Below are 17,196 nucleotides of genomic sequence, written 5' to 3'. Positions count from 1 at the left end.
CTTTAGTTTAAACAAATGTAATGAACTAGACGGATTTACTGTGAACAACTAGATAAAAGTCAGAGAAGAAAAAGCTATTTATCAGGCTTTTAATGATGACCAATGTTTTGCAATGAAATTATATGTAGTGCCTGCAAGGCATGGGAGTTCGAGTCTCCCCGTGGTCACGCTTAAAAGTAAATAACCCGCACAAAATCAATTGATTAGTGCGGGTTATTTCTATTTCTACCGAAACATTACCGAAACATTCGGCCAAACTGCCTACAAAGGGGCGTCGAAACGATCCTCTTCGCAGGTAGCATCCCATTCGATGGTTACCGTCCAGCGGTGGGCCATATCGGTGCCGCCTGGCACAATGCCATAGGTAGGTTTGACTGCGCATCGAATACCCACTGCCGAACCAGCTCCCGTCTTCGAGGCATCCTTACCATAGAAGTGTTTGCCCGAGCGGTAATACAGCAGCGCGTTCGGATTACACTGGTAAGCCAGCCACATTTTGTACTTGGCGTCGCTGTCATCGTCATCCACAAACGTGATCGTCCGGGTCGATTTACCCAGCCGGGCCTGCGTCCCCCGCAGGTTCTTTTTGTAGTTGAGAGTAGGCACAGGCTTCTGGCCGTCCACGATCTCGATACTACGAATTGGGTGGGCGACGTTGCCATCACCGGTACCGGATCCGTCGCTGGTGTTCGACAGACGAGCGGTCCAGCTGGCAGCGAGCGTAGGATCACCGACGATGGGGTGCCCCTGATCCGTTAAGAAAATCTCTGTGATGGCCTCATCGTTGGACACCTCACAGGCCGGTTCCAGGGCCGGCAGTACCGCATCAACGCAATAGTCGTCGACGCAATCTCCGCAAAATGCGTTGGTCATAGGACGGCCGGGAAGCGCCCCGGCGGGCTTTTAAAGTGAGAACCAAATATAACTACTACTCTCATTCGTACAATACGAATTATTCACTTATACACTCAACCTCAACGAGTGAACTGCCTCCACCGGCTGGCCCCTCGGATACGCCACAACTGGCTGTCGACAGACCCGGCGTGTCCCAACGCGTCGTGGATACGGGCAGGCTCAGCTCGACATCAAAGCCGGCCTCATCAGCCAGGCTGACTTTGGTCCGGGCTGCGTAGGCCATGGCCCGGATGCTGCGACTGGCTGAGCCATCTTTTCGCATCAGCGTAACCTCTACCAGCTTGTGCAGGCTCGCGTGAGCCAGGGCATCAGCCAGCGACTCAGTAACGCCTGTCAGCGACAGCGTGTAGGTTTTCGTCACGGTACCGGAGGTTTTCTCCGAACCCGACTGGGTGGCACTCTCTTCGTAGGTAGGCCCCGTCAGTTCCCCCTCCACGTAAACCACCTGCTGAAACCCGTAGGTGCCGTACAGCAGCCCGCCGATCGGCGTATCATTCAGCAGCCGGATCCGGATCAGCACACAGGGCAGACAGCGAATCGCAAACACGTCCGACACCTGGTCCGACAGCTTCAGCCGGTACTCGCCGTTGGGCAAAGGGTTGTCGAGCTGAGTACCGGTGTGCATGATGTACAGGGTGTCGCCCTTGGTGAATCGCCGTAAGATCACGTCCGGCTCCTGAATCACCGCCCCGGTCTGGGCATCGACAATCTGTAGCGGCTCCGTACAGTAAGGCGAGGTTGTCAGGTTTTCCGGCAACGGCACCGTCAGCACAAACGGCAACAGGTACTCACTCGTCGACGTGGCCAGCCCCTGCCAGGGCTCCCAGGCCTGACCGGAACGGCCGCCGAGCAGACAGTCTCCCATCAGGCCAGGCGCATCCGAAAAGGGCAGTACGGCCCCTGCAACAGAGCCGACACTATCGGTACCCGTCGGCGGGAACGTGGGCGTTGCGACTACGGGCGCCCGCTGAAAGGTGTAGTCAAAGCTTTGGTCGAATGATGTTAGTGCCATGTCGCGTATTTATTAACAGCCTCCCGCTCCCATCGTGGAGCCGTATTCATCAATTGTACCGCATGCCCCGTCGGCATACGTATAGATATCCTGAGTAGCCATCACCGTCACGCCGTCCGAGCAGTAAGCAACTTCGGTTCTGTGCGAAATGTACGTGCCTTTGGGGGCGCAGTCAGAGCCCGGATCTGGCGGCTGGATGACCAGCTGTTGACAGCGTGAATCAGCCAGCACGTCGAGGGTCAGGATATCGGTCGACGGATCCAGTACAGCGTTGGCCAGCACAGCCCTCTCAAACCGGTTTGTCTTGATATAGCCATTGAGTCGCAAAGGCAGGTCCTCACAGCAGACCGGTATCGCAATGTTTTCCTGACGGCGGGTTGGCAACGTTGACAGCATGGCCATGCGTACCCCGGCCGCGTAGGAGCCATCTGATTGCTTTACTGCATTGACCAGGCCTGACGAAAAACTACGGCCGTGGCGATGGTAGTCGACAAACAGCATAGAGGCTGCCTGATAGCCATTGTTGCCCAAACCCACTACGGTGGTATAGTCCCGATACTCGACCACTTCAAAAGCGCTGGCCAGCATGGGCAGGCTACTGGCAGGAGCTCCGTACGCTTTGGGCTTCATAAGTTCAGCCAGAAAGATGGCGTCGTCAGGCACTGAATCCGGATTGCTGTAAGCCGCATCCAGATCGGTAAAAAACCGGCTGACCGATATCGAATTCGTTCGTACGGCTCCTTTCTCGTCCCGGACTACGCAGCCGTCGTCGTAGCGAACCGAACCCCGGGCGAACTCCTTTTTCTCGGCACCAGCATTGTTCTCGATCACCAGCTCTTCGATACCATACAGAGCCTCCGTGTCGAAACTTTCGTTATTGGCCTTGGCCAGGGCGTCCGGGTATCGGTCGAGGTTCAGCGCCACCCGGCCGAGCTGCACGTAACTCTGCTCCGCAAACCAGCTTCGGTGCTCCAGTCGCAGTTTGCCCGTTTCGGGATCAATCAGGTAATACACGTTGTGAAGACCTCTCAGCCCCTCCAGCAACTCTTTCAGCGTTACGGTCAGCGTTACGGCCGGAGTTACTGAAGCCGGACGCTTGGCATCCGATCCGGCCATAATGATTTTGTTCAGGTTCTCCCGGGAGGTAACCGGATTGACAGCTAACTCGTAAAATTCACTGGTGATCGGACTCAGTACCTGGGCAGGTAAGCCGGTAGCAATCTGGTCAAACACCCGATTGATGGCCGTCATCAGGTCAATGCCCTGTCGGTAGGTATGTTCCTGACTGCTGGGGCCGGTGCCGGCTGCGTTGCCGTCAGGCAGCAGGTTCACCAGTTGCCCTTTGGCGTTCGGCGACCAGGTTCGTTTGTCTGGATAGATCGCCACAAAGGATTTATAAGGGAGCGGGTTTTCGGTCGACGTGGCCAGCAGGTTGACCGGTTTCTCCCAGATCCGAAACAGCGCATCGTAGCCGTCGCGTGGCAACACATCCCGCACCTCGGCGGTACACTCCGAAAAATTCCAGCGCACAGTGGCCAGATTGAAATAACCGGGCCAGAACAGCTCGTCGGTCTCCCCGTCACAGCTGGGCGTAAAAACATTGACGGCCACCTCGACGCAACAAGGGAACCTGTCGTATTGCGTTTTGAGCCAGGTAAAGTCGTCGCCCTGTATGGTTAGCCCACCCGACTGTTTGGTCCGGTAATACAACTCCCCGTCCGGCTGGGCACAGTCGAATTTCATGTTGGGTTGGGGCGTCAGGATCCGGTGCACCTGGGGAGCACTGGCATCCTGAGCCGGCAACGCTATTTCGATTACGAACTTCATTTAATAATCCGGACGGTCTCGCGCCCCTCTTCAATTTCCAGTACCTTATTACCACCCAGTCCGGTCACCTGCTTGCGGGGCTTCGTATTCTGCTTGATGGCTCTGAGTTCATTCCCCAACGCATCGATCTTGCTTTCCAGCGCCCGGGTGTCCATCGTGCTCGTTATGCCAGCGGGTTGTTTGAGCTGCTGAACCAGGAAATCTGGCACCCCTAAACCACCCTCGCGTACCAGGTTGAGAAAGGCTTCCAGCGGGTTGTTCTGGTTAAGGGCTTCCAGGGTCTTATCGAAACGCTCCGAACTCTGCGCGTTAGTGACGTGCTCGCCCCGCTCAACTTCGATGTCAGTACCCTCGATCCGATGACCACCCTGTTCGTGGGTTCTCCCGTTGACTGGCACCCTCCCACCTTTCCGGAGCTGAGTCAACGCCCGGGCTTTCGCTTTAACTGATGCAATCGTCGAGAGGATGGTCGCCACCGCCCCGATCGCCAGAATGATCCCGACAAATGGGATCTTACCGTACTGCTTGAACATCTCCGATATGGCGGTAACCGTGTTCGATACAGTCACGGCATTGTTGGAGATCTGGGCGGCCAGATCCAGCGACTGTTGCACCGCCAGCGCCCGACGGCGGACGGCCTGTTCCTCGGCCTTCTGCCGCTTCAACTCCTCGAGTTCGGCCCGGCGCAGCTTCAGGTTGTTGGCAGCGCCTTCTTTATCCCGTTCCTCTTCGACACGCACCTGTTCCTCTTTCTCCTGAATCAGGGCATCGAGCGCCTGAATACGTTCTTCGGAGGCCTGCACGGCGATCTCGGTAGCGTTTCGCACCGCGGCCGATATCTGGTCGACGGCCTGCAAAAAGATCTGCCGCTCGGTTTCGTCGGTAAACGATTTACTGATACCCAGCACATCCCAGATATCCCGGTTGGCCGGCTGTAACATCTCGATCTCTTTCCGCTTTTCTTTGAGCACTTTGATGTATGCTTCGAGCCGTTTGATCTCGGGCGTATTGGCAATGTTTTGCTGGCCCCGTAGCGCTTCCACCTGCGATTCAGCGGATAAGATACCGTTTGCTATTTTGTCGAGCTCATTACGCCTGTTGAACTGGGTACCGGTTTCGGTATCCGGTTTACGGCGCAGGTCGACGTTGTAGTTGGCAATCGTCTCAATGGCTTTTTGATCCCGGATGATCTGATCGAACAGCAAATCATTGCGCTCAGCATCCCGCTTTCTGATCAGAGCGAGATACTTCGCGGATCCTTCTTTCTCACTGGCCAGGATCTCTTCCCACTTTTTGTCGAACAGGGCCACCTCCTGATCGTTCGACTGCTTGCCCAGCTCCAGTAGTTCGCGCTCCTGACGTATCCGGTTGATACGGATCTTGCGTTCAGCCTCCACGTCGATGGCCTGCTTAGCATCATCGAACTGCTTCTGCACGTCGGCCGGCAACCGGACAGCCGCGTTGGGTACGATCTCCCGTTGACCGGTCAGCTTGTTGATCTGGGTGCGGTTGGAGCTGGCCAGCTGGAGCATCTTCTGCAGGTGCTGCCGTTGGTTTTCGAGTTCCTGTTTGTCGAGGTTGGCTTTTTCCCGGATGTAAGCGTTCTCGTCTTTTTTCAGCGCTTCGAGCCGGTCTTTGCCAAACTCGTTCTCGATTTTCTGATACTCTTTGACGTACTCTTCCTGAGCCGACAGCAACAGTTTATAGGTGTCCTGGGCCGCTTTCTCCCGGGCCTTACCGGCTTTCTTATCAGCCTCCGCAGGTGGTTCACCTAGGGCCGTAGCGAGAGCCTTCGCGCGTTCGGCATCAGCCTTGGCCAGCCGGGACACTTCGGCGTCGGCTACCTTTTTAGCGGTCTGGGTACGCAGGATCTGCCGGCGAGATTCGGCAAATTGCTTATCATAGTAGCCTTTCTGATCGGTCGTCGCTTTCTCAAATTCACGACGAAGCCGGGCGTGATTGGCTACCGCATCGGCATAGTATGCATCATTCTGCTCTTTGACCTTGGCAGCCGCGGCCCGCTGGGCTTTCGGCACCGCCTGCCCCTGCTTTTCGTACAAATCGGTCAGCACTTTGGTATCATCAGCAACGCCGAGGGTAGAGGCTTTGACGATGCCGTCGATCTCAGCCTTTTGTTTGGCCTGGTCGAGGTTCGCCTGCCGTTGCCGGTTCGCATCCCGTCCGGCGGTGAACAACGCGCCGATCAGTCCATCCTGCGTGTTATTGACGTAGCTGCTGATAAAGGTTTTGAGCACGCCGGTCTTGCTGCCAATCTCGTTGACCGTCGAGGTGAACCGTTGGACCAACCCCCGCAGGAACCCGTCGTTACTCTGTCCCAGATTCCGGAAGAAACTGTTAATAGCGGTCCCTGCTTTCTGCAGATCGGTAGCCAGGTTGTCAGTGCTCGTTCGGGCCTGCTCGTAAGCGATCGACGTACCGGTAATGTCTTTGGTCAGTTTGCTGATCTCTTCCCGGGTATCGAGGACGCGCCGGGCGGCTACAATATTTTCAACACCGAAGACTTTGGTTAGCTCCGTAGTGGTTTTATACTTGCCGGCTGCATTCTCCAGGGCTTTGTCCAGCCCAACGATCGACGGGCGCAGGTTCTTGTCGGTATCGGTTTCCAGTTTCAGCAGCACGTTACGTAAACCCGTACCGGCCTCCGAACCCTTGATCATGACACCTGCCAGCGACTGGATCAGGGCATTCCCCTGCTCGAACGAAAGACCGGCCGCTTTCATAGCCGTGCCCGAATTCTGCAAAGCATCAGCGGTTTCGTTAATCTCTGACGCGCCCAGTTTGGCACCGGCTGCCAGCACGTTCGAGAACCGGGCCGCCTGATCAGCGCCCTCATTGAACTGGTTCAGCGAACCCAACAGCGCCTTGGCGGCTTCGGGCAGCGCCAGACCCGACGCCTGGGACAACGTAATTACTTCTTTGGTCGTTTGGGCCAACAGCTCTTTGCTTTCGAGCAGTTCAGGCTTGATCGAACCGATGCTTTTGAACGCATCCAGAATGACCGTACCCGCCATCCCGGTGTCTATTTCAATCTGCTGGGCCTGTTGATCCAGAAACGCCAGATCCTTACCGGTCAGACCCGTAATGGCCGAGACCTCCGACAGCTTGGCGCCGTATTCGGCCCACTCTTTGGTTGCTTTCACGGCTGCAGCACCTCCCGCGGCCACCGCTCCGGCGATCGCCAGCTGGCCACCGGACAGTTGCAGGCCAGCGGCCCCGCCTGCTTCGTCCAGTACAGAAAGCCCCAGCTCCTTGAGCAGGTCGTTTCTGGATTTCGACGGCTTGTTACCACCCCCACCGCCCGATCCCCCCTGGCCAGGCAGGAAGCGGCCCCGTTCGTCCCGGGTTTTGACCGGCACCTCCACCGGTGGAACAAAAATCCCTTTGGAGAACTTGGCTTTGAGCCGATCCCAGAGTGAATCAGCTTCGACGAGTGGGGAGTTCATCTCCCGTAACTTCTCTCTAACCAGGCCGATCTGCGTACGGAGTTCGGCGTAGCGGCCCGCAGCCAGAAACTCCATCTGACGACTTTTCAGGTCAGTATACTGCGCTTCCAGGCGTTTCTGTTCATTCCGAAAGGATTCGGCAGAGGCCTGGACGCGTTGATAGATCTGCACCTGTTGACCCAGTGCTTTGTTAAACCCTTCCTGTTTCTGGGTGTAGCCAGCGATCGGGTTTTTACGGGCCCCGGCCTCTAGCTTCTCCGTAAACTCTGTGTGTATGCGACCTGACCGTTCCATGCCCTCGATGAAGTTGGTCATGTCCAGGGTTAACTCATTTGTAATTACCATGATCAGGTCGTTTTATAGGCGTTTTCAATCGCACTTTGCCGCTCGCACCAGGCTGCGTAATAATGCCAGAAATCAATGGTATCCATTTGTCGTAAGGCCGTGATCCCTTCCGGTCGCCCCTCGGACAAGTTCAACAGCAGGCTATTCCAGTAGCTATCCCGGTCAACGACCTGCTGACGAATCGTCATGACTCGAGTTCGCTCAACTCGCTTAGTGGGTTTAGACTGGGGAGATTGAGTGAAATACTTTGGATGGTTTTGCTCCAGAGTTCTTCGGTAATTTGTAGATAGTCGAGAGCCAGTTTCTTGAAAAAAAAAGCGCTGATGCCGGCAGTTTCCCAGTGTTTGATCTTCTGCTCACCCAGCTCCAGGGTGTAATGGCGAGTGTCCTCTCCTTCTTCGTTGATGAAGAGCGTACATATATAATACAGGGGGGAGGACTTCGCCCCCAGATCAGCGGCTCCCTTCATCAGGTTATCGGTCAATACCGCAGCATCGGCCAGTTTGCCCGCGTTGATCGCCTGATAGAGTCGGTTCAGCTCGGTCAGAAATGCCGAAGACTGTCGACCCAGCAGGGCAAACAGGCCGAACTTTTCCAGCCACCGATCCCGCTCGACCGATAGTCGACCGTTGCGGTTTACGTGGTAGGTGTGCCCGTCGGCGACAAACGTGCTGGTGGTCAGTTCCAGATCCACCGGAGTAATGATATTAGTCATCGAGCGGAAAGAGTTTTTTCTGAATGTATTGGAACAGCCCACCCATGTACACCGACAGCACGGCCGTCAGCAGGCACAGGGCAAGATTGATACGCGTACCATACGAGTTTTGTACGTAGATAGACAGCCAGAAACCCAGCTGCCCTCCCACACAGTAGACGCAGGTCAAAAGCGGTTTGAGCAGGGTGTCACTGAAGCGGTGGCGTCGCTGCACCCGCTCGGGGTCGTCACGTACCGCCCCCACAAACGTTTCCTGCAGACGGTAAAGAAATCGGGCCCAAAAGTCGAGCACCTGCCCCGGAGCGGTCAGGATATTAACATAGGTAGTAGCAGCAATGCCGGCACTAACAGCGAGGAGCAGGCACTGCAGTAAGATCTGATAAGCAGTCATGATTGAGAACGAAGGTTAATTGTAAGTCGAGGCCAAAAGCGAAATAGGGAGACAGCAGATACTGCGAGCGAACCTCCCCGTAGGTGTAGCGACTGAAGAGGTTGGCCGAGGCTTCCGGACTGGCCACCACCTGACAGCGCAGGCCAGATATTGGGTTGTGCGCAACCGGCAACCGGTGCTCCAGCCTGGTGGTAATGTGAGCGATCAGCAGCCCCGGTACTTCAATTGGTTGGGCAGAAAACTGACGGGCGTCGCCCCAGCCGATCAGGCGCAGTTTACTGGTCCAGCGCATACCGGATTTCGTAGCGCCCCCGTCTTCGAAGTAGACGATGAACCGTTCCGAATCGTCCGGTACCAGATCCGGAAACGACTTACCCCGTGAGGCTTTTGGCGTCTGGCTGGCTTCTACCGGAATCGGAAACCGGGACGTTTTGCCTTTGGTGAACGCGTCAGTTTCCAGCGTTTTCACCAGACCCGCCAGCCGGGAAATTACCGGGCCGTCCATATCCAGCAGGGCACGACGGCAGTAGTCAGCAATCAGGGAGTTGATCATTATAGAAATCGGTTTACAATGTCGGCGACATCAGCCTCGGCATCGTCCTTGATAATACGTTCCTGCGCGGGGCTGATGGCTAAGAAATTGCCGTAGCGTTGCAGGTTACCCAGCAGCACCTTGACCGCTTCCTCATCCGAGGCTCCAACCAGTATCGAATAACGGTATCCGTTCTGGCTCTGGCTGATGATTCGGAGTGCCGTCCACATCCGGCCAGAGTAGAACAGGTTTACTTTGTCCGACTTCAGTCCTTGCGCGGCCCGGAACTCACCCCAGGTACCCTTTCCCCCCGAACTCGCATAGGCACTGCCGGCACTGTTGCGGGCCTTCGATTTGTACGACGACTTATACGTAGGCTTGCCCCCGTATTCGGCATAGGCCCCGTCGACGGTGATGCCATCCCGGATCGACTCTTCTTTCTTCAACGTGAGTGCGGTCTGGCCCATCCGCATCGCGATGTTGGGGGCCTCGGCCGCCAGTGCGGCCAGCATCTGTTGAACCCGGAGCTGGTAGTCGGTCGTTGACATCCTTAATAGGCGAAACGCCCCCGGCTCCAGCCTGTTGGCGTGTTAGCCTGAAAGCAGGTGTTTTCAACAGACAGCCCCAGTTTCGAGACTTCGCTTTTCAGCCAGCCCAGCCGGTTCAGGTATTCCTGCCGACAGCTCCCGGCTGCGTTGGATAGATCCGTTTCTGACAGAACGGTGCTGCGCTCGATCTCTCCGGAGACTGGTTTCACGCAGAGCGTATAACCGGTCTGGTAAGCCAGCATGTAGGCCAGCACCCGCGAGGTTCGCTCATTCTCCATCAGTTGTTGCAAGAGCGGATCGTAGCTGCACAGGCCCGACAGATTCATCATGAAGCCGGACGCTTTTCCCGAACAGCAGGACGACAGGATTGACCGGATCGGCTGCAGACCGCCACAGCTGTTACAGGCCATGGGGTTGTCGGCGACTTTAATGCCCTCGGGCAGGGTCGTGCGGATCTCGTACTGCGAGCCATCCAGGTCGAACACCCAATCGGCCAGAGAGTACTGCGTCGTCGTACGGGCGTTGATGTGCGCCAGGGTGACGGTTTTGAGGGGGGCGGTATCCCCCACCCGCCACAGTTCGATTACCTGATTGGTAACCGGTTCCGACAGGATCATGCCCAGCGAATTGATGCGCGCTTTCCCTCCCTTCAGGTAGTGGCTATGGAGGGGAAACGAGACCAGCTGACTAGCGATCGGGGGGAAATTCGTGTACGAGGCCTTACCCAGCAGACCCGAGCCCAAAGGGCGTGCCGGAAACGCTTGCCCCAAAAACGCTTTAAGGTCCGTGTCGAGCATCTGGGACGCTGTTCGGCGGGCGGTGTTTCTGACATCCCAGGAGCTGGCCCCTGACAGTCGTGCCAATGGGAGCTCGGGGATATCGTCGAGGTAAACGAGGGTATGCTCCGTTTCGTTTACAACCCCATCCGGTACTGTGCCGTCACAGTCGTCGGGGTTTCGCGCAAGTCCTACGTAGGGAGTGAAGTCCATACGCAATGTTACGAATTTTACGCGTACACTACGATTATAGAGCGTAAACAATAACCCCCTATCCTATGGGTGCGTGTACCTGTCAAAATCACCCTACTTTTGCAGTATGAATATGTATACCAGATGGCTGTACGAGCCAGCCCCATATTGTCAGGTCAGCCGTGCCCGATTCATTGTCTGCAGCGTATACGAACGCATTGTCCCCGAATATTCGAAGCACTTTATTTTATCAATGAACTGAGCTCATTAAGTAGCATCAGGGAGTGTTCGTCGCCAGCCTGCGCCCGTCTAATTGCATCGGGCAGGAACTTATCCCAGTCCTCGACCGCAACATAAGCATTGATCTTGAAAGGGTTTTTGGCTGACGTGGGGGGCAGTGTAGCCGTTTTGAAGAACTCCGTTAACTCATTCATGCAACAAATATCGGAAACGTATATACATTTGAGCAATCAAAGGGGGCTTCATCCCCCAATGGTGTGGATAGAATCAGAAAGCCGGTTCCAGATTGGGGTCGGTTTTTTTGTTAAAAAAAACAGGTCGCCCGAACCCGAACGACCTGTAAGCACTCCTCTCAATATACTGTCAGAACGCCACGCGGCTAAACCAGCTATTGGCGAATGTCTCCTGCGTCGGGTTGTTACGCATAATGTTCAGGTACCGTTCTGCCTGCAACGCATTGATCACTTTCAGTAATAGCGCCGGCCGCGGATGAGTGTCCGTCAGCGACAACGTTTCAGGACCTATAACCCCATCCTCAGCGATATCGCGATAGGCCCGACCGTTGACGTTGGTTAGGTTGAGCGCCTGTTGCAGCATCAGCGCGGCCCGCTTTACGCCCATGTTTACGCCGATATCAAACAGCTTATCGCCCAGTACCTGGCTGTCGATCAGATCCAGTCGGTTGACATCCCAGTAGTTCAGTTTGTAGAACTTCTGCACCTCGAGCTGCAGGGCTTTGTCGGCCGACAACAGCCGGTCCAGCTGAGCCACTACACCGGTCTGTTTTTTGGCCTGGTCGACCTTGTGCCAGCCACCCCAACCGGGGTTAAAGTTGCGGGCAATACCTTTGTAGGTCTCCCCGCCCGTGTCGAGGGGGTTGTTGGCATAGCCCCCTTCGTGACCCATCGTTTTCGTGAATGCTGCTGTGAAGTTTGCCATGTCAGTTGGGTTTTTCACCGTTCCTTATTCTACGTACATTTTCGGCCCGCTGGCGCATGGCTCTCTTGCGTCCCTTACCCAGAAACCGCTTTGTGCGGGCTTCCTGTAGCAGCTGCCCTTCGGCGTACAGACTCGAAGCAGCCGCGTTCTGCATCGCATCTTCAGCGACCTTTTGTTGCCCTTCAGCAGTGGCAACCGCTTTTAGTAGCTTGGCCGTCGAGTCCTGGTAGATTTCCAGCCACATCGACGTCTTGGCCACGGCCGCCACCAGTTCCGAGTCTGCCTGCACTGGTCCTGGCAATGCCGCTGCGGCCGTCAGATCCGCTCGTCGATTTTCCGGTAACGACTTGTTCCGGACGAGGCTATTCAGCGCGGCAATGCGCTGCTGTTGCTGACTCATGCCGGCCACGGATCGCCCGACGGTGGCCACGGCCTCGTTGAGTTGATCGGCGAGGGTATAGGCGTAGGCTTTGGCGTCGCTGGCCTGCTGTTTGCACGTGGCCAGTAAGGTACTGAGGTCGCCGATTCGCTTGTCACGAACCGAGACCTCAACGGTCAGGGAGTCACGTTCAGCTATGGCCAGATCGCGTTCAGAGCGGGCTTCGTCTTTTTTGCCGCACTCCTGGGTGCCCCAGAATAGCGAGCCGCATACGGCCGCCACCAGGGCAAAGGTTTTAAAAGCAGGGGCTATGTTCATTGATATAGGTAGGGGTTACGAGCTAACAGGGAATCACAATCGCAAGGGTCCCATTCGGCATAGCCGACCTTGTGGCGGTTGCGTCGCTGAGGGACTTCCACCGGTACCGGCTTGACCCGATCGGGACTCAGCAGGTTGATCGGGGGCGACGAACGAACGGGAGCCGGTATGATGATGGCCGACTTGCGGGCGCGTTCTACGTTGGCGTTGGTGCGGTCCAGCTTGCGTTCCATCCGGGATGTAGCGGTTTTGGTTTCTCTGGCCACCGTGGCCGCCAGCCTGGCCGTTTCCCGGTTGACCGTCTGGGTGCTTTCGACGATCGCCTGTTGACCGGCTTTCAGCGAGTCGGCCACCTCCTGCACCGTCTGGGTTAGTTCAGAACGTACCTTGACGACCTCCTTTTTCACTTCTCCGGTCGCGGCCTTCTGAGCCGCTACGGCCCGTTTTTCGCCCACAGCAATGGCCGTTACAACCCGATAAAAGCCGAAGCTAAACAGCGAGACGACCAGCAGGCAGGCCCCAATCAGCCACACCCTCGGATTGAAAATAGCGGGCTGGGATTCCTGACGACGACGCAGGTACCGACCCAGCCGGGTATCGGCTCCCAGCGTCGCACGGTGCACGTCGACGGGAGCCAGTACTTCAGTACCGATCGGAAACCGGTAGAAATACCAGTCGTTGTAGATCAGCCAGATCCCCGCGCCCAGCAGGCACCCGATCAGAAACACCACCAGGTACGAAAAGGCGAACATGGCCACCAGCAGGGCCACGAACGTACTGCCCACCGCGCCCATGCCAATAATGAAATGACCATGAGAGATCCGGTAGGACTGCATCCACCGGATGTAGAAGGCCACGAAGAACAACAACACGACGAAGACAGCGGCAAAATGCCAGAGCTCCGCGACAAACAGTTTCATAGTCATGATTGGTTGCCCGGACCTCCAGGCTTGTTTAAGAGTTCATCCTGTTTCTTTTTCAGGTACACTTTGATGCCCCAGTACCCACTGGCGCCCGCGACGAACCCGACTGTATAGGCAGGCGCGTTAAAGATGGGCGCGAGCAGTGGCCCCCCGAAGGCCCCCGCCAGCCAGCCCACCACGAACTGACCGGCAATCTTACCCGGTGAGTCGGCATCCGGCCCACCGGTGATGGCAACCACAATACAGGCTACCAGCGACCCACAGAAGGGAGCCAGCAGCACGATAAGAATAGGCGGAAAGCCATTGAGTGCTTTGGCTAACTCCTGTAGAAACTCGTTCACGGCTATACGTTTTGAGGGGTTGAGTGGGTTAGGGTTGGCTTAAAAAGTTATGCCTAACTGTTGCAGGCCCGTCGTAGTCGTGCCGTCGAAGTTGGTACCCGTCGTGATTGTATTGATGATTCCCTGGTGGCTGAGTGCCGTACCGGGGTGAATGCCATCTGTCACCACATTAACAGCCCCACCATTGCTATCGCTCGCTGCCCAAACTGAAAGACCCAACGTCCGGTCAAAAGATTTTCTAAGATCAATCACTTTAATTTTTGAATCGTTAAGGCTGGCAACAACTTCGATTAGTTTGTTGCGATACGCATCAACGGCCGTGTTTTTGGTCGTGTTGGCGACGGGGCTACTTGTCATTTTTATAATCGTGGCATCGGGGTAGAACCGACGAAGCAGGGCCAGTTCCCGGCGTGTATTTGTTTCGTAGGTCGATACCGGTACACTTTGCCCCTGATCGTTCAGGTCAAACCAAGAGAAGATGAGTGCGGGGTTCTCTACGCGAATCAGGCGATTTTCCAGCGCGTTCACGATATCCCCGCTTTTCATGCCCCCACGCGCTACGATCACGGAGCGGTAGATATTCCCGCTAGTGGCTTTCGCCTGCGCGTTGATCCAGTTCTGAACGCCCCATTGCATAATCTGATCTTGGGTCATGTCATTATTCAGTGTACCCACCGTGCGCGAATCGCCCAGCCACAGTATTTTCTTATTCGCCTGGGGGTTCAGATCGTTGGTCATTAGCGTGAGTTCGGTAAGCCCGACCGCGTTGATTGTGTCGCCTACGCGGTGCCCTGACAGGGAAATGGACTCGAGCGGATAGTTGACGTTACGGCGATATTCGACCTGTCCAGTACGTTTAGCGGCTGTTGAAATGGTGCTATAATTGACAGCGAACCAATCGGAATTACCCATATTCAACTGAACCGGCCAGCTGCTTTGCCACTCCACATATGTTTTTCGATACATAGCGATAAACATGCGAGGGTTATAGTTGGGCATAGTACCCATGCTGAGGGCGGAACTGGTCGAGGCCGGACGAGCCGAAACGCCGAACGTCCAGCTCAATTGCTGGCCTTCCGTTTCGACGATCTCGTCAATATTGAATGCACCGGAAACAGTCAGGCGTTGGTTGGTAATTGTCGTGGGGAATCCCGTCTGGCCGAAGCTGGCCAGCGACAACAGAGAGAATAGGAGCAGGATAATCGTTTTCATTGATCAGCGATTTCAAGTAAGGGAGAGATAAAAAACTTGGTACCGTTCCAGTACGCCCGCGTCTGACCGTACGGTGGGTGGCTCTTTATGATGAAGTCAGCCGACTTGCCCGGTACCGTCAGTGCCCTAGCTTCAGCAATCGTATTGACCTCGTAGGTATCGACTTTTTTAGCGTCGATCTGGGCTTTCGTGTACACGTCGCTGGCATTCGCCTTTTGGCTGATCGACAGCATAGTGTTCGTTTTGTCGATGTTGTACTGACTGACAAACGAGGTGTGTACGCTGGCATCGAGCTTGACGGGGAGTACTGCATTCACGGCCGCGATCGAGTTGCTGAGCGGTACCAGATCCGCCCCCGTCAGGTTCGACACGTTGACAGGAGCCAGCGCCAATGTGGAGCTGACCGGTTGCGACGCCCGCACGAACTGAATTTTATCAGCGCGTACGACGGTTTGCTCAGCCCGCAGCTCCAGCCAGATTTCGCCGGGTTGCCGGGCCGTCTGAGCCGCTGTCCAGTTGATCGAGTAGCTGGCCCCCGACCGGGTGAGCGTGGGTTGATCGGCGGGCGGCAGCACACGCCCGCCCGCCTGGTAGTACGAAACGACCGACAGCGACACCGGCGAGCCACTGATAGTGCCGGTCAGGCTGGCCGGGCTGGAAGGAAACAGCTGGATCGGCCTGGATGCCAGCGAAACGGGCAGGTTGCCCTGCGCCAGCACCGCGCCAGCCCAGAGCAACAGAACGAAGATGAGGAGATGGCGCATCAGGGTTGGGCGTTTACGGTGTTGATCCATTCAATCCGAACGCTCTCCCCCGACACCGGATCGTCCTGGTTCTCGGTCCCGAAATTGATGTACCGCTGGATGCTCAGCCGGTTGATGATGCCCCGCCAGTCGGGATTGCCCGCCAGCGGGATCTCGATGGTGCGGGCCACCCCGTCGCCCGTAACCGGAAACTCGACGAAAATGGGCAGACCCCCGATGTTCATGTCCGAGCGCCAGAACCGAAGGCGGAATTTGTTGAGCGGGCCGGTGTAGGCCATGCGAATGAAGATTCTGCTCGCCTGACCGGCCGGAAACGACAGCCGCGGGCTAACCACTGCCCCCTGCTTGCGAACCGGAAACCACGTCCAGCCATCTGCCGGCAAGGGGACCTCGTTGTCGCTCGACCAGTTGCGGAACCACCAGCCCCGATCGGCCGAGTTCTTGAAATTGACGGCAAACGAGCGGCTCCACGGCCGGGAGGTGGCGTACTGCCGGATCTCGTTGACGTGCCCCACGACGATATGCCATTCGCTGTACATCGTTTCGTTCCAGCCTACGTGCAGCTGAGGTTGAAACGCGACATAAGGACTGGCTTCGGCGAAGGTGTTACTGCCTCCGCAGCCGGGACACTGCCGTTTGTGGGTGACTTCGAACAATCGCTCCGCGACGATACCCGCCCCGCGGTTATTCTCGTCGATGTTGGCGATCCAGTTCTCCGTAATGGCGAACGCCCGCTGATCACCGGCGTCGTCGCGCTTGGTTACCGGGGCATTGCTGTAGGGCTGGTCGCCCGCATAATAAGCTGCGAACTGGTATCGGTCGTTGGCGTAGAAGCAAGGGTATTCCTGCCCCCAGGCATCCGACTGCAGCTGGTCGTCCAGCCGGTTGTTGGTGATTTTCCAGTAGATGCGAACCGCCCGATCGGTTCCGATGACCGACCAGGTTTCCAGAATGACGTCGGTAAGTTCATTACGCACGGGCCAGTTCATCAGCCGCGATTTGATATACACCGTGTTGGCATTCCACCCCATCTGCAGCACCGGCGATGAGTTTTTATACACGTCACCCGCCTGAATGGGGTTGTTACCGGTACCGCCCCCCGGCGCGGTTTTACCCTCCCGGGTGGCCCAATCGGTATTGATCTCGGCGAACGGGTTAGGACTGGTTCGACCGCCCCGGTACAGCGCCAGCTGGAGCTGCCGACCCAGATCGGCATTGTTGATGATGTTATCCCCCGGCGTGGGGCCTTTCAAATCATACAGCTCACAGGCCGCGCCCCCCGCTTTTTCCCAGAAACCAATTTTAATGAACTCGTTCTGCAGGTAGATTTTCCGGCCGATCGGCTGATTATTCAGCCGCTCCC

General features: G+C 56.4%; 18 protein-coding genes. All 18 read right to left on the bottom strand.

What is annotated here, in order from left to right; all coding sequences use genetic code 11:
• Window positions 1-261: 261 nt before the first annotated feature.
• Window positions 262-873, bottom strand: a complete 612-nt coding sequence (locus FBR45_RS25605; RefSeq protein ID WP_138507315.1) for a hypothetical protein — start codon at window positions 871-873, stop codon at window positions 262-264.
• A gap of 79 nt (window positions 874-952) precedes the next feature.
• Complete coding sequence (locus tag FBR45_RS25600; RefSeq protein ID WP_138507314.1) at window positions 953-1,927, bottom strand: hypothetical protein; 975 nt, start codon at window positions 1,925-1,927, stop codon at window positions 953-955.
• A gap of 12 nt (window positions 1,928-1,939) precedes the next feature.
• Complete coding sequence (locus tag FBR45_RS25595; RefSeq protein ID WP_138507313.1) at window positions 1,940-3,754, bottom strand: hypothetical protein; 1,815 nt, start codon at window positions 3,752-3,754, stop codon at window positions 1,940-1,942.
• Window positions 3,751-7,563: a phage tail tape measure protein gene (locus FBR45_RS25590; protein WP_138507312.1), complete on the bottom strand. Its 3,813-nt coding sequence runs from the start codon at window positions 7,561-7,563 to the stop codon at window positions 3,751-3,753. The genes FBR45_RS25595 and FBR45_RS25590 overlap by 4 nt, the downstream gene beginning before the upstream one ends.
• 2 nt (window positions 7,564-7,565) lie before the next feature.
• The gene (locus FBR45_RS25585; RefSeq protein WP_138507311.1) at window positions 7,566-7,751 is read right to left on the bottom strand and encodes a hypothetical protein; all 186 of its coding nucleotides are present in this window, start codon (window positions 7,749-7,751) and stop codon (window positions 7,566-7,568) included.
• On the bottom strand, window positions 7,748-8,278 hold the full coding sequence (locus FBR45_RS25580; RefSeq protein WP_138507310.1) for a hypothetical protein: 531 nt from the start codon (window positions 8,276-8,278) through the stop codon (window positions 7,748-7,750). The genes FBR45_RS25585 and FBR45_RS25580 overlap by 4 nt, the downstream gene beginning before the upstream one ends.
• On the bottom strand, window positions 8,271-8,669 hold the full coding sequence (locus tag FBR45_RS25575; RefSeq protein ID WP_138507309.1) for a hypothetical protein: 399 nt from the start codon (window positions 8,667-8,669) through the stop codon (window positions 8,271-8,273). The genes FBR45_RS25580 and FBR45_RS25575 overlap by 8 nt, the downstream gene beginning before the upstream one ends.
• Window positions 8,623-9,222, bottom strand: coding sequence for a hypothetical protein (locus tag FBR45_RS25570; protein WP_138507308.1), 600 nt, complete (start codon window positions 9,220-9,222; stop codon window positions 8,623-8,625). The genes FBR45_RS25575 and FBR45_RS25570 overlap by 47 nt, the downstream gene beginning before the upstream one ends.
• Window positions 9,222-9,749, bottom strand: coding sequence for a hypothetical protein (locus FBR45_RS25565; RefSeq protein ID WP_138507307.1), 528 nt, complete (start codon window positions 9,747-9,749; stop codon window positions 9,222-9,224). Before FBR45_RS25565 ends, FBR45_RS25570 begins: the two co-directional genes overlap by 1 nt.
• Before the next feature lie 2 nt (window positions 9,750-9,751).
• Complete coding sequence (locus FBR45_RS25560) at window positions 9,752-10,738, bottom strand: hypothetical protein (RefSeq protein ID WP_138507306.1); 987 nt, start codon at window positions 10,736-10,738, stop codon at window positions 9,752-9,754.
• 221 nt (window positions 10,739-10,959) lie between these two features.
• Window positions 10,960-11,151: a hypothetical protein gene (locus tag FBR45_RS25555; RefSeq protein WP_138507305.1), complete on the bottom strand. Its 192-nt coding sequence runs from the start codon at window positions 11,149-11,151 to the stop codon at window positions 10,960-10,962.
• A 169-nt stretch (window positions 11,152-11,320) separates the two neighbouring features.
• Window positions 11,321-11,896, bottom strand: a complete 576-nt coding sequence (locus tag FBR45_RS25550) for a glycoside hydrolase family 108 protein (RefSeq protein WP_246082392.1) — start codon at window positions 11,894-11,896, stop codon at window positions 11,321-11,323.
• Between the two features lies 1 nt (window position 11,897).
• Window positions 11,898-12,593: a hypothetical protein gene (locus FBR45_RS25545; RefSeq protein ID WP_138507303.1), complete on the bottom strand. Its 696-nt coding sequence runs from the start codon at window positions 12,591-12,593 to the stop codon at window positions 11,898-11,900.
• Window positions 12,590-13,513, bottom strand: coding sequence for a hypothetical protein (locus FBR45_RS25540; RefSeq protein ID WP_138507302.1), 924 nt, complete (start codon window positions 13,511-13,513; stop codon window positions 12,590-12,592). Before FBR45_RS25540 ends, FBR45_RS25545 begins: the two co-directional genes overlap by 4 nt.
• Window positions 13,514-13,515: 2 nt before the next feature.
• On the bottom strand, window positions 13,516-13,857 hold the full coding sequence (locus FBR45_RS25535) for a hypothetical protein (RefSeq protein WP_138507301.1): 342 nt from the start codon (window positions 13,855-13,857) through the stop codon (window positions 13,516-13,518).
• Window positions 13,858-13,896: 39 nt separating this feature from the next.
• Entirely contained in the window at window positions 13,897-15,069 is a 1,173-nt protein-coding gene (locus FBR45_RS25530; RefSeq protein WP_138507300.1) for an SGNH/GDSL hydrolase family protein, read from the bottom strand.
• Window positions 15,066-15,833: a hypothetical protein gene (locus tag FBR45_RS25525; protein ID WP_138507299.1), complete on the bottom strand. Its 768-nt coding sequence runs from the start codon at window positions 15,831-15,833 to the stop codon at window positions 15,066-15,068. The genes FBR45_RS25530 and FBR45_RS25525 overlap by 4 nt, the downstream gene beginning before the upstream one ends.
• A partial coding sequence (locus tag FBR45_RS26460; protein WP_171044964.1) for a hypothetical protein occupies window positions 15,833-17,196 on the bottom strand: 1,364 nt, incomplete at its 5' end. The genes FBR45_RS25525 and FBR45_RS26460, both read right to left, overlap by 1 nt.

Source organism: Spirosoma lacussanchae (genome assembly GCF_005870035.1).
In the GTDB taxonomy this organism is placed as follows: Bacteria; Bacteroidota; Bacteroidia; order Cytophagales; family Spirosomataceae; genus Spirosoma; species Spirosoma lacussanchae.
Note: the sequence above shows the minus strand (reverse complement) of the source record. Positions and strands in the feature narration are given on the sequence as shown.

Bases quoted from the DNA above. Each gene is read 5' to 3' on its own strand.
- FBR45_RS25605 (WP_138507315.1), bottom strand. From the start codon at position 873: ATGACCAACGCATTTTGCGGAGATTGCGTCGACGACTATTGCGTTGAT.
- FBR45_RS25600 (WP_138507314.1), bottom strand. From the start codon at position 1,927: ATGGCACTAACATCATTCGACCAAAGCTTTGACTACACCTTTCAGCGG.
- FBR45_RS25595 (WP_138507313.1), bottom strand. From the start codon at position 3,754: ATGAAGTTCGTAATCGAAATAGCGTTGCCGGCTCAGGATGCCAGTGCT.
- FBR45_RS25590 (WP_138507312.1), bottom strand. From the start codon at position 7,563: ATGGTAATTACAAATGAGTTAACCCTGGACATGACCAACTTCATCGAG.
- FBR45_RS25585 (WP_138507311.1), bottom strand. From the start codon at position 7,751: ATGACGATTCGTCAGCAGGTCGTTGACCGGGATAGCTACTGGAATAGC.
- FBR45_RS25580 (WP_138507310.1), bottom strand. From the start codon at position 8,278: ATGACTAATATCATTACTCCGGTGGATCTGGAACTGACCACCAGCACG.
- FBR45_RS25575 (WP_138507309.1), bottom strand. From the start codon at position 8,669: ATGACTGCTTATCAGATCTTACTGCAGTGCCTGCTCCTCGCTGTTAGT.
- FBR45_RS25570 (WP_138507308.1), bottom strand. From the start codon at position 9,222: ATGATCAACTCCCTGATTGCTGACTACTGCCGTCGTGCCCTGCTGGAT.
- FBR45_RS25565 (WP_138507307.1), bottom strand. From the start codon at position 9,749: ATGTCAACGACCGACTACCAGCTCCGGGTTCAACAGATGCTGGCCGCA.
- FBR45_RS25560 (WP_138507306.1), bottom strand. From the start codon at position 10,738: ATGGACTTCACTCCCTACGTAGGACTTGCGCGAAACCCCGACGACTGT.
- FBR45_RS25555 (WP_138507305.1), bottom strand. From the start codon at position 11,151: ATGAATGAGTTAACGGAGTTCTTCAAAACGGCTACACTGCCCCCCACG.
- FBR45_RS25550 (WP_246082392.1), bottom strand. From the start codon at position 11,896: ATGGCAAACTTCACAGCAGCATTCACGAAAACGATGGGTCACGAAGGG.
- FBR45_RS25545 (WP_138507303.1), bottom strand. From the start codon at position 12,593: ATGAACATAGCCCCTGCTTTTAAAACCTTTGCCCTGGTGGCGGCCGTA.
- FBR45_RS25540 (WP_138507302.1), bottom strand. From the start codon at position 13,513: ATGAAACTGTTTGTCGCGGAGCTCTGGCATTTTGCCGCTGTCTTCGTC.
- FBR45_RS25530 (WP_138507300.1), bottom strand. From the start codon at position 15,069: ATGAAAACGATTATCCTGCTCCTATTCTCTCTGTTGTCGCTGGCCAGC.
- FBR45_RS25525 (WP_138507299.1), bottom strand. From the start codon at position 15,833: ATGCGCCATCTCCTCATCTTCGTTCTGTTGCTCTGGGCTGGCGCGGTG.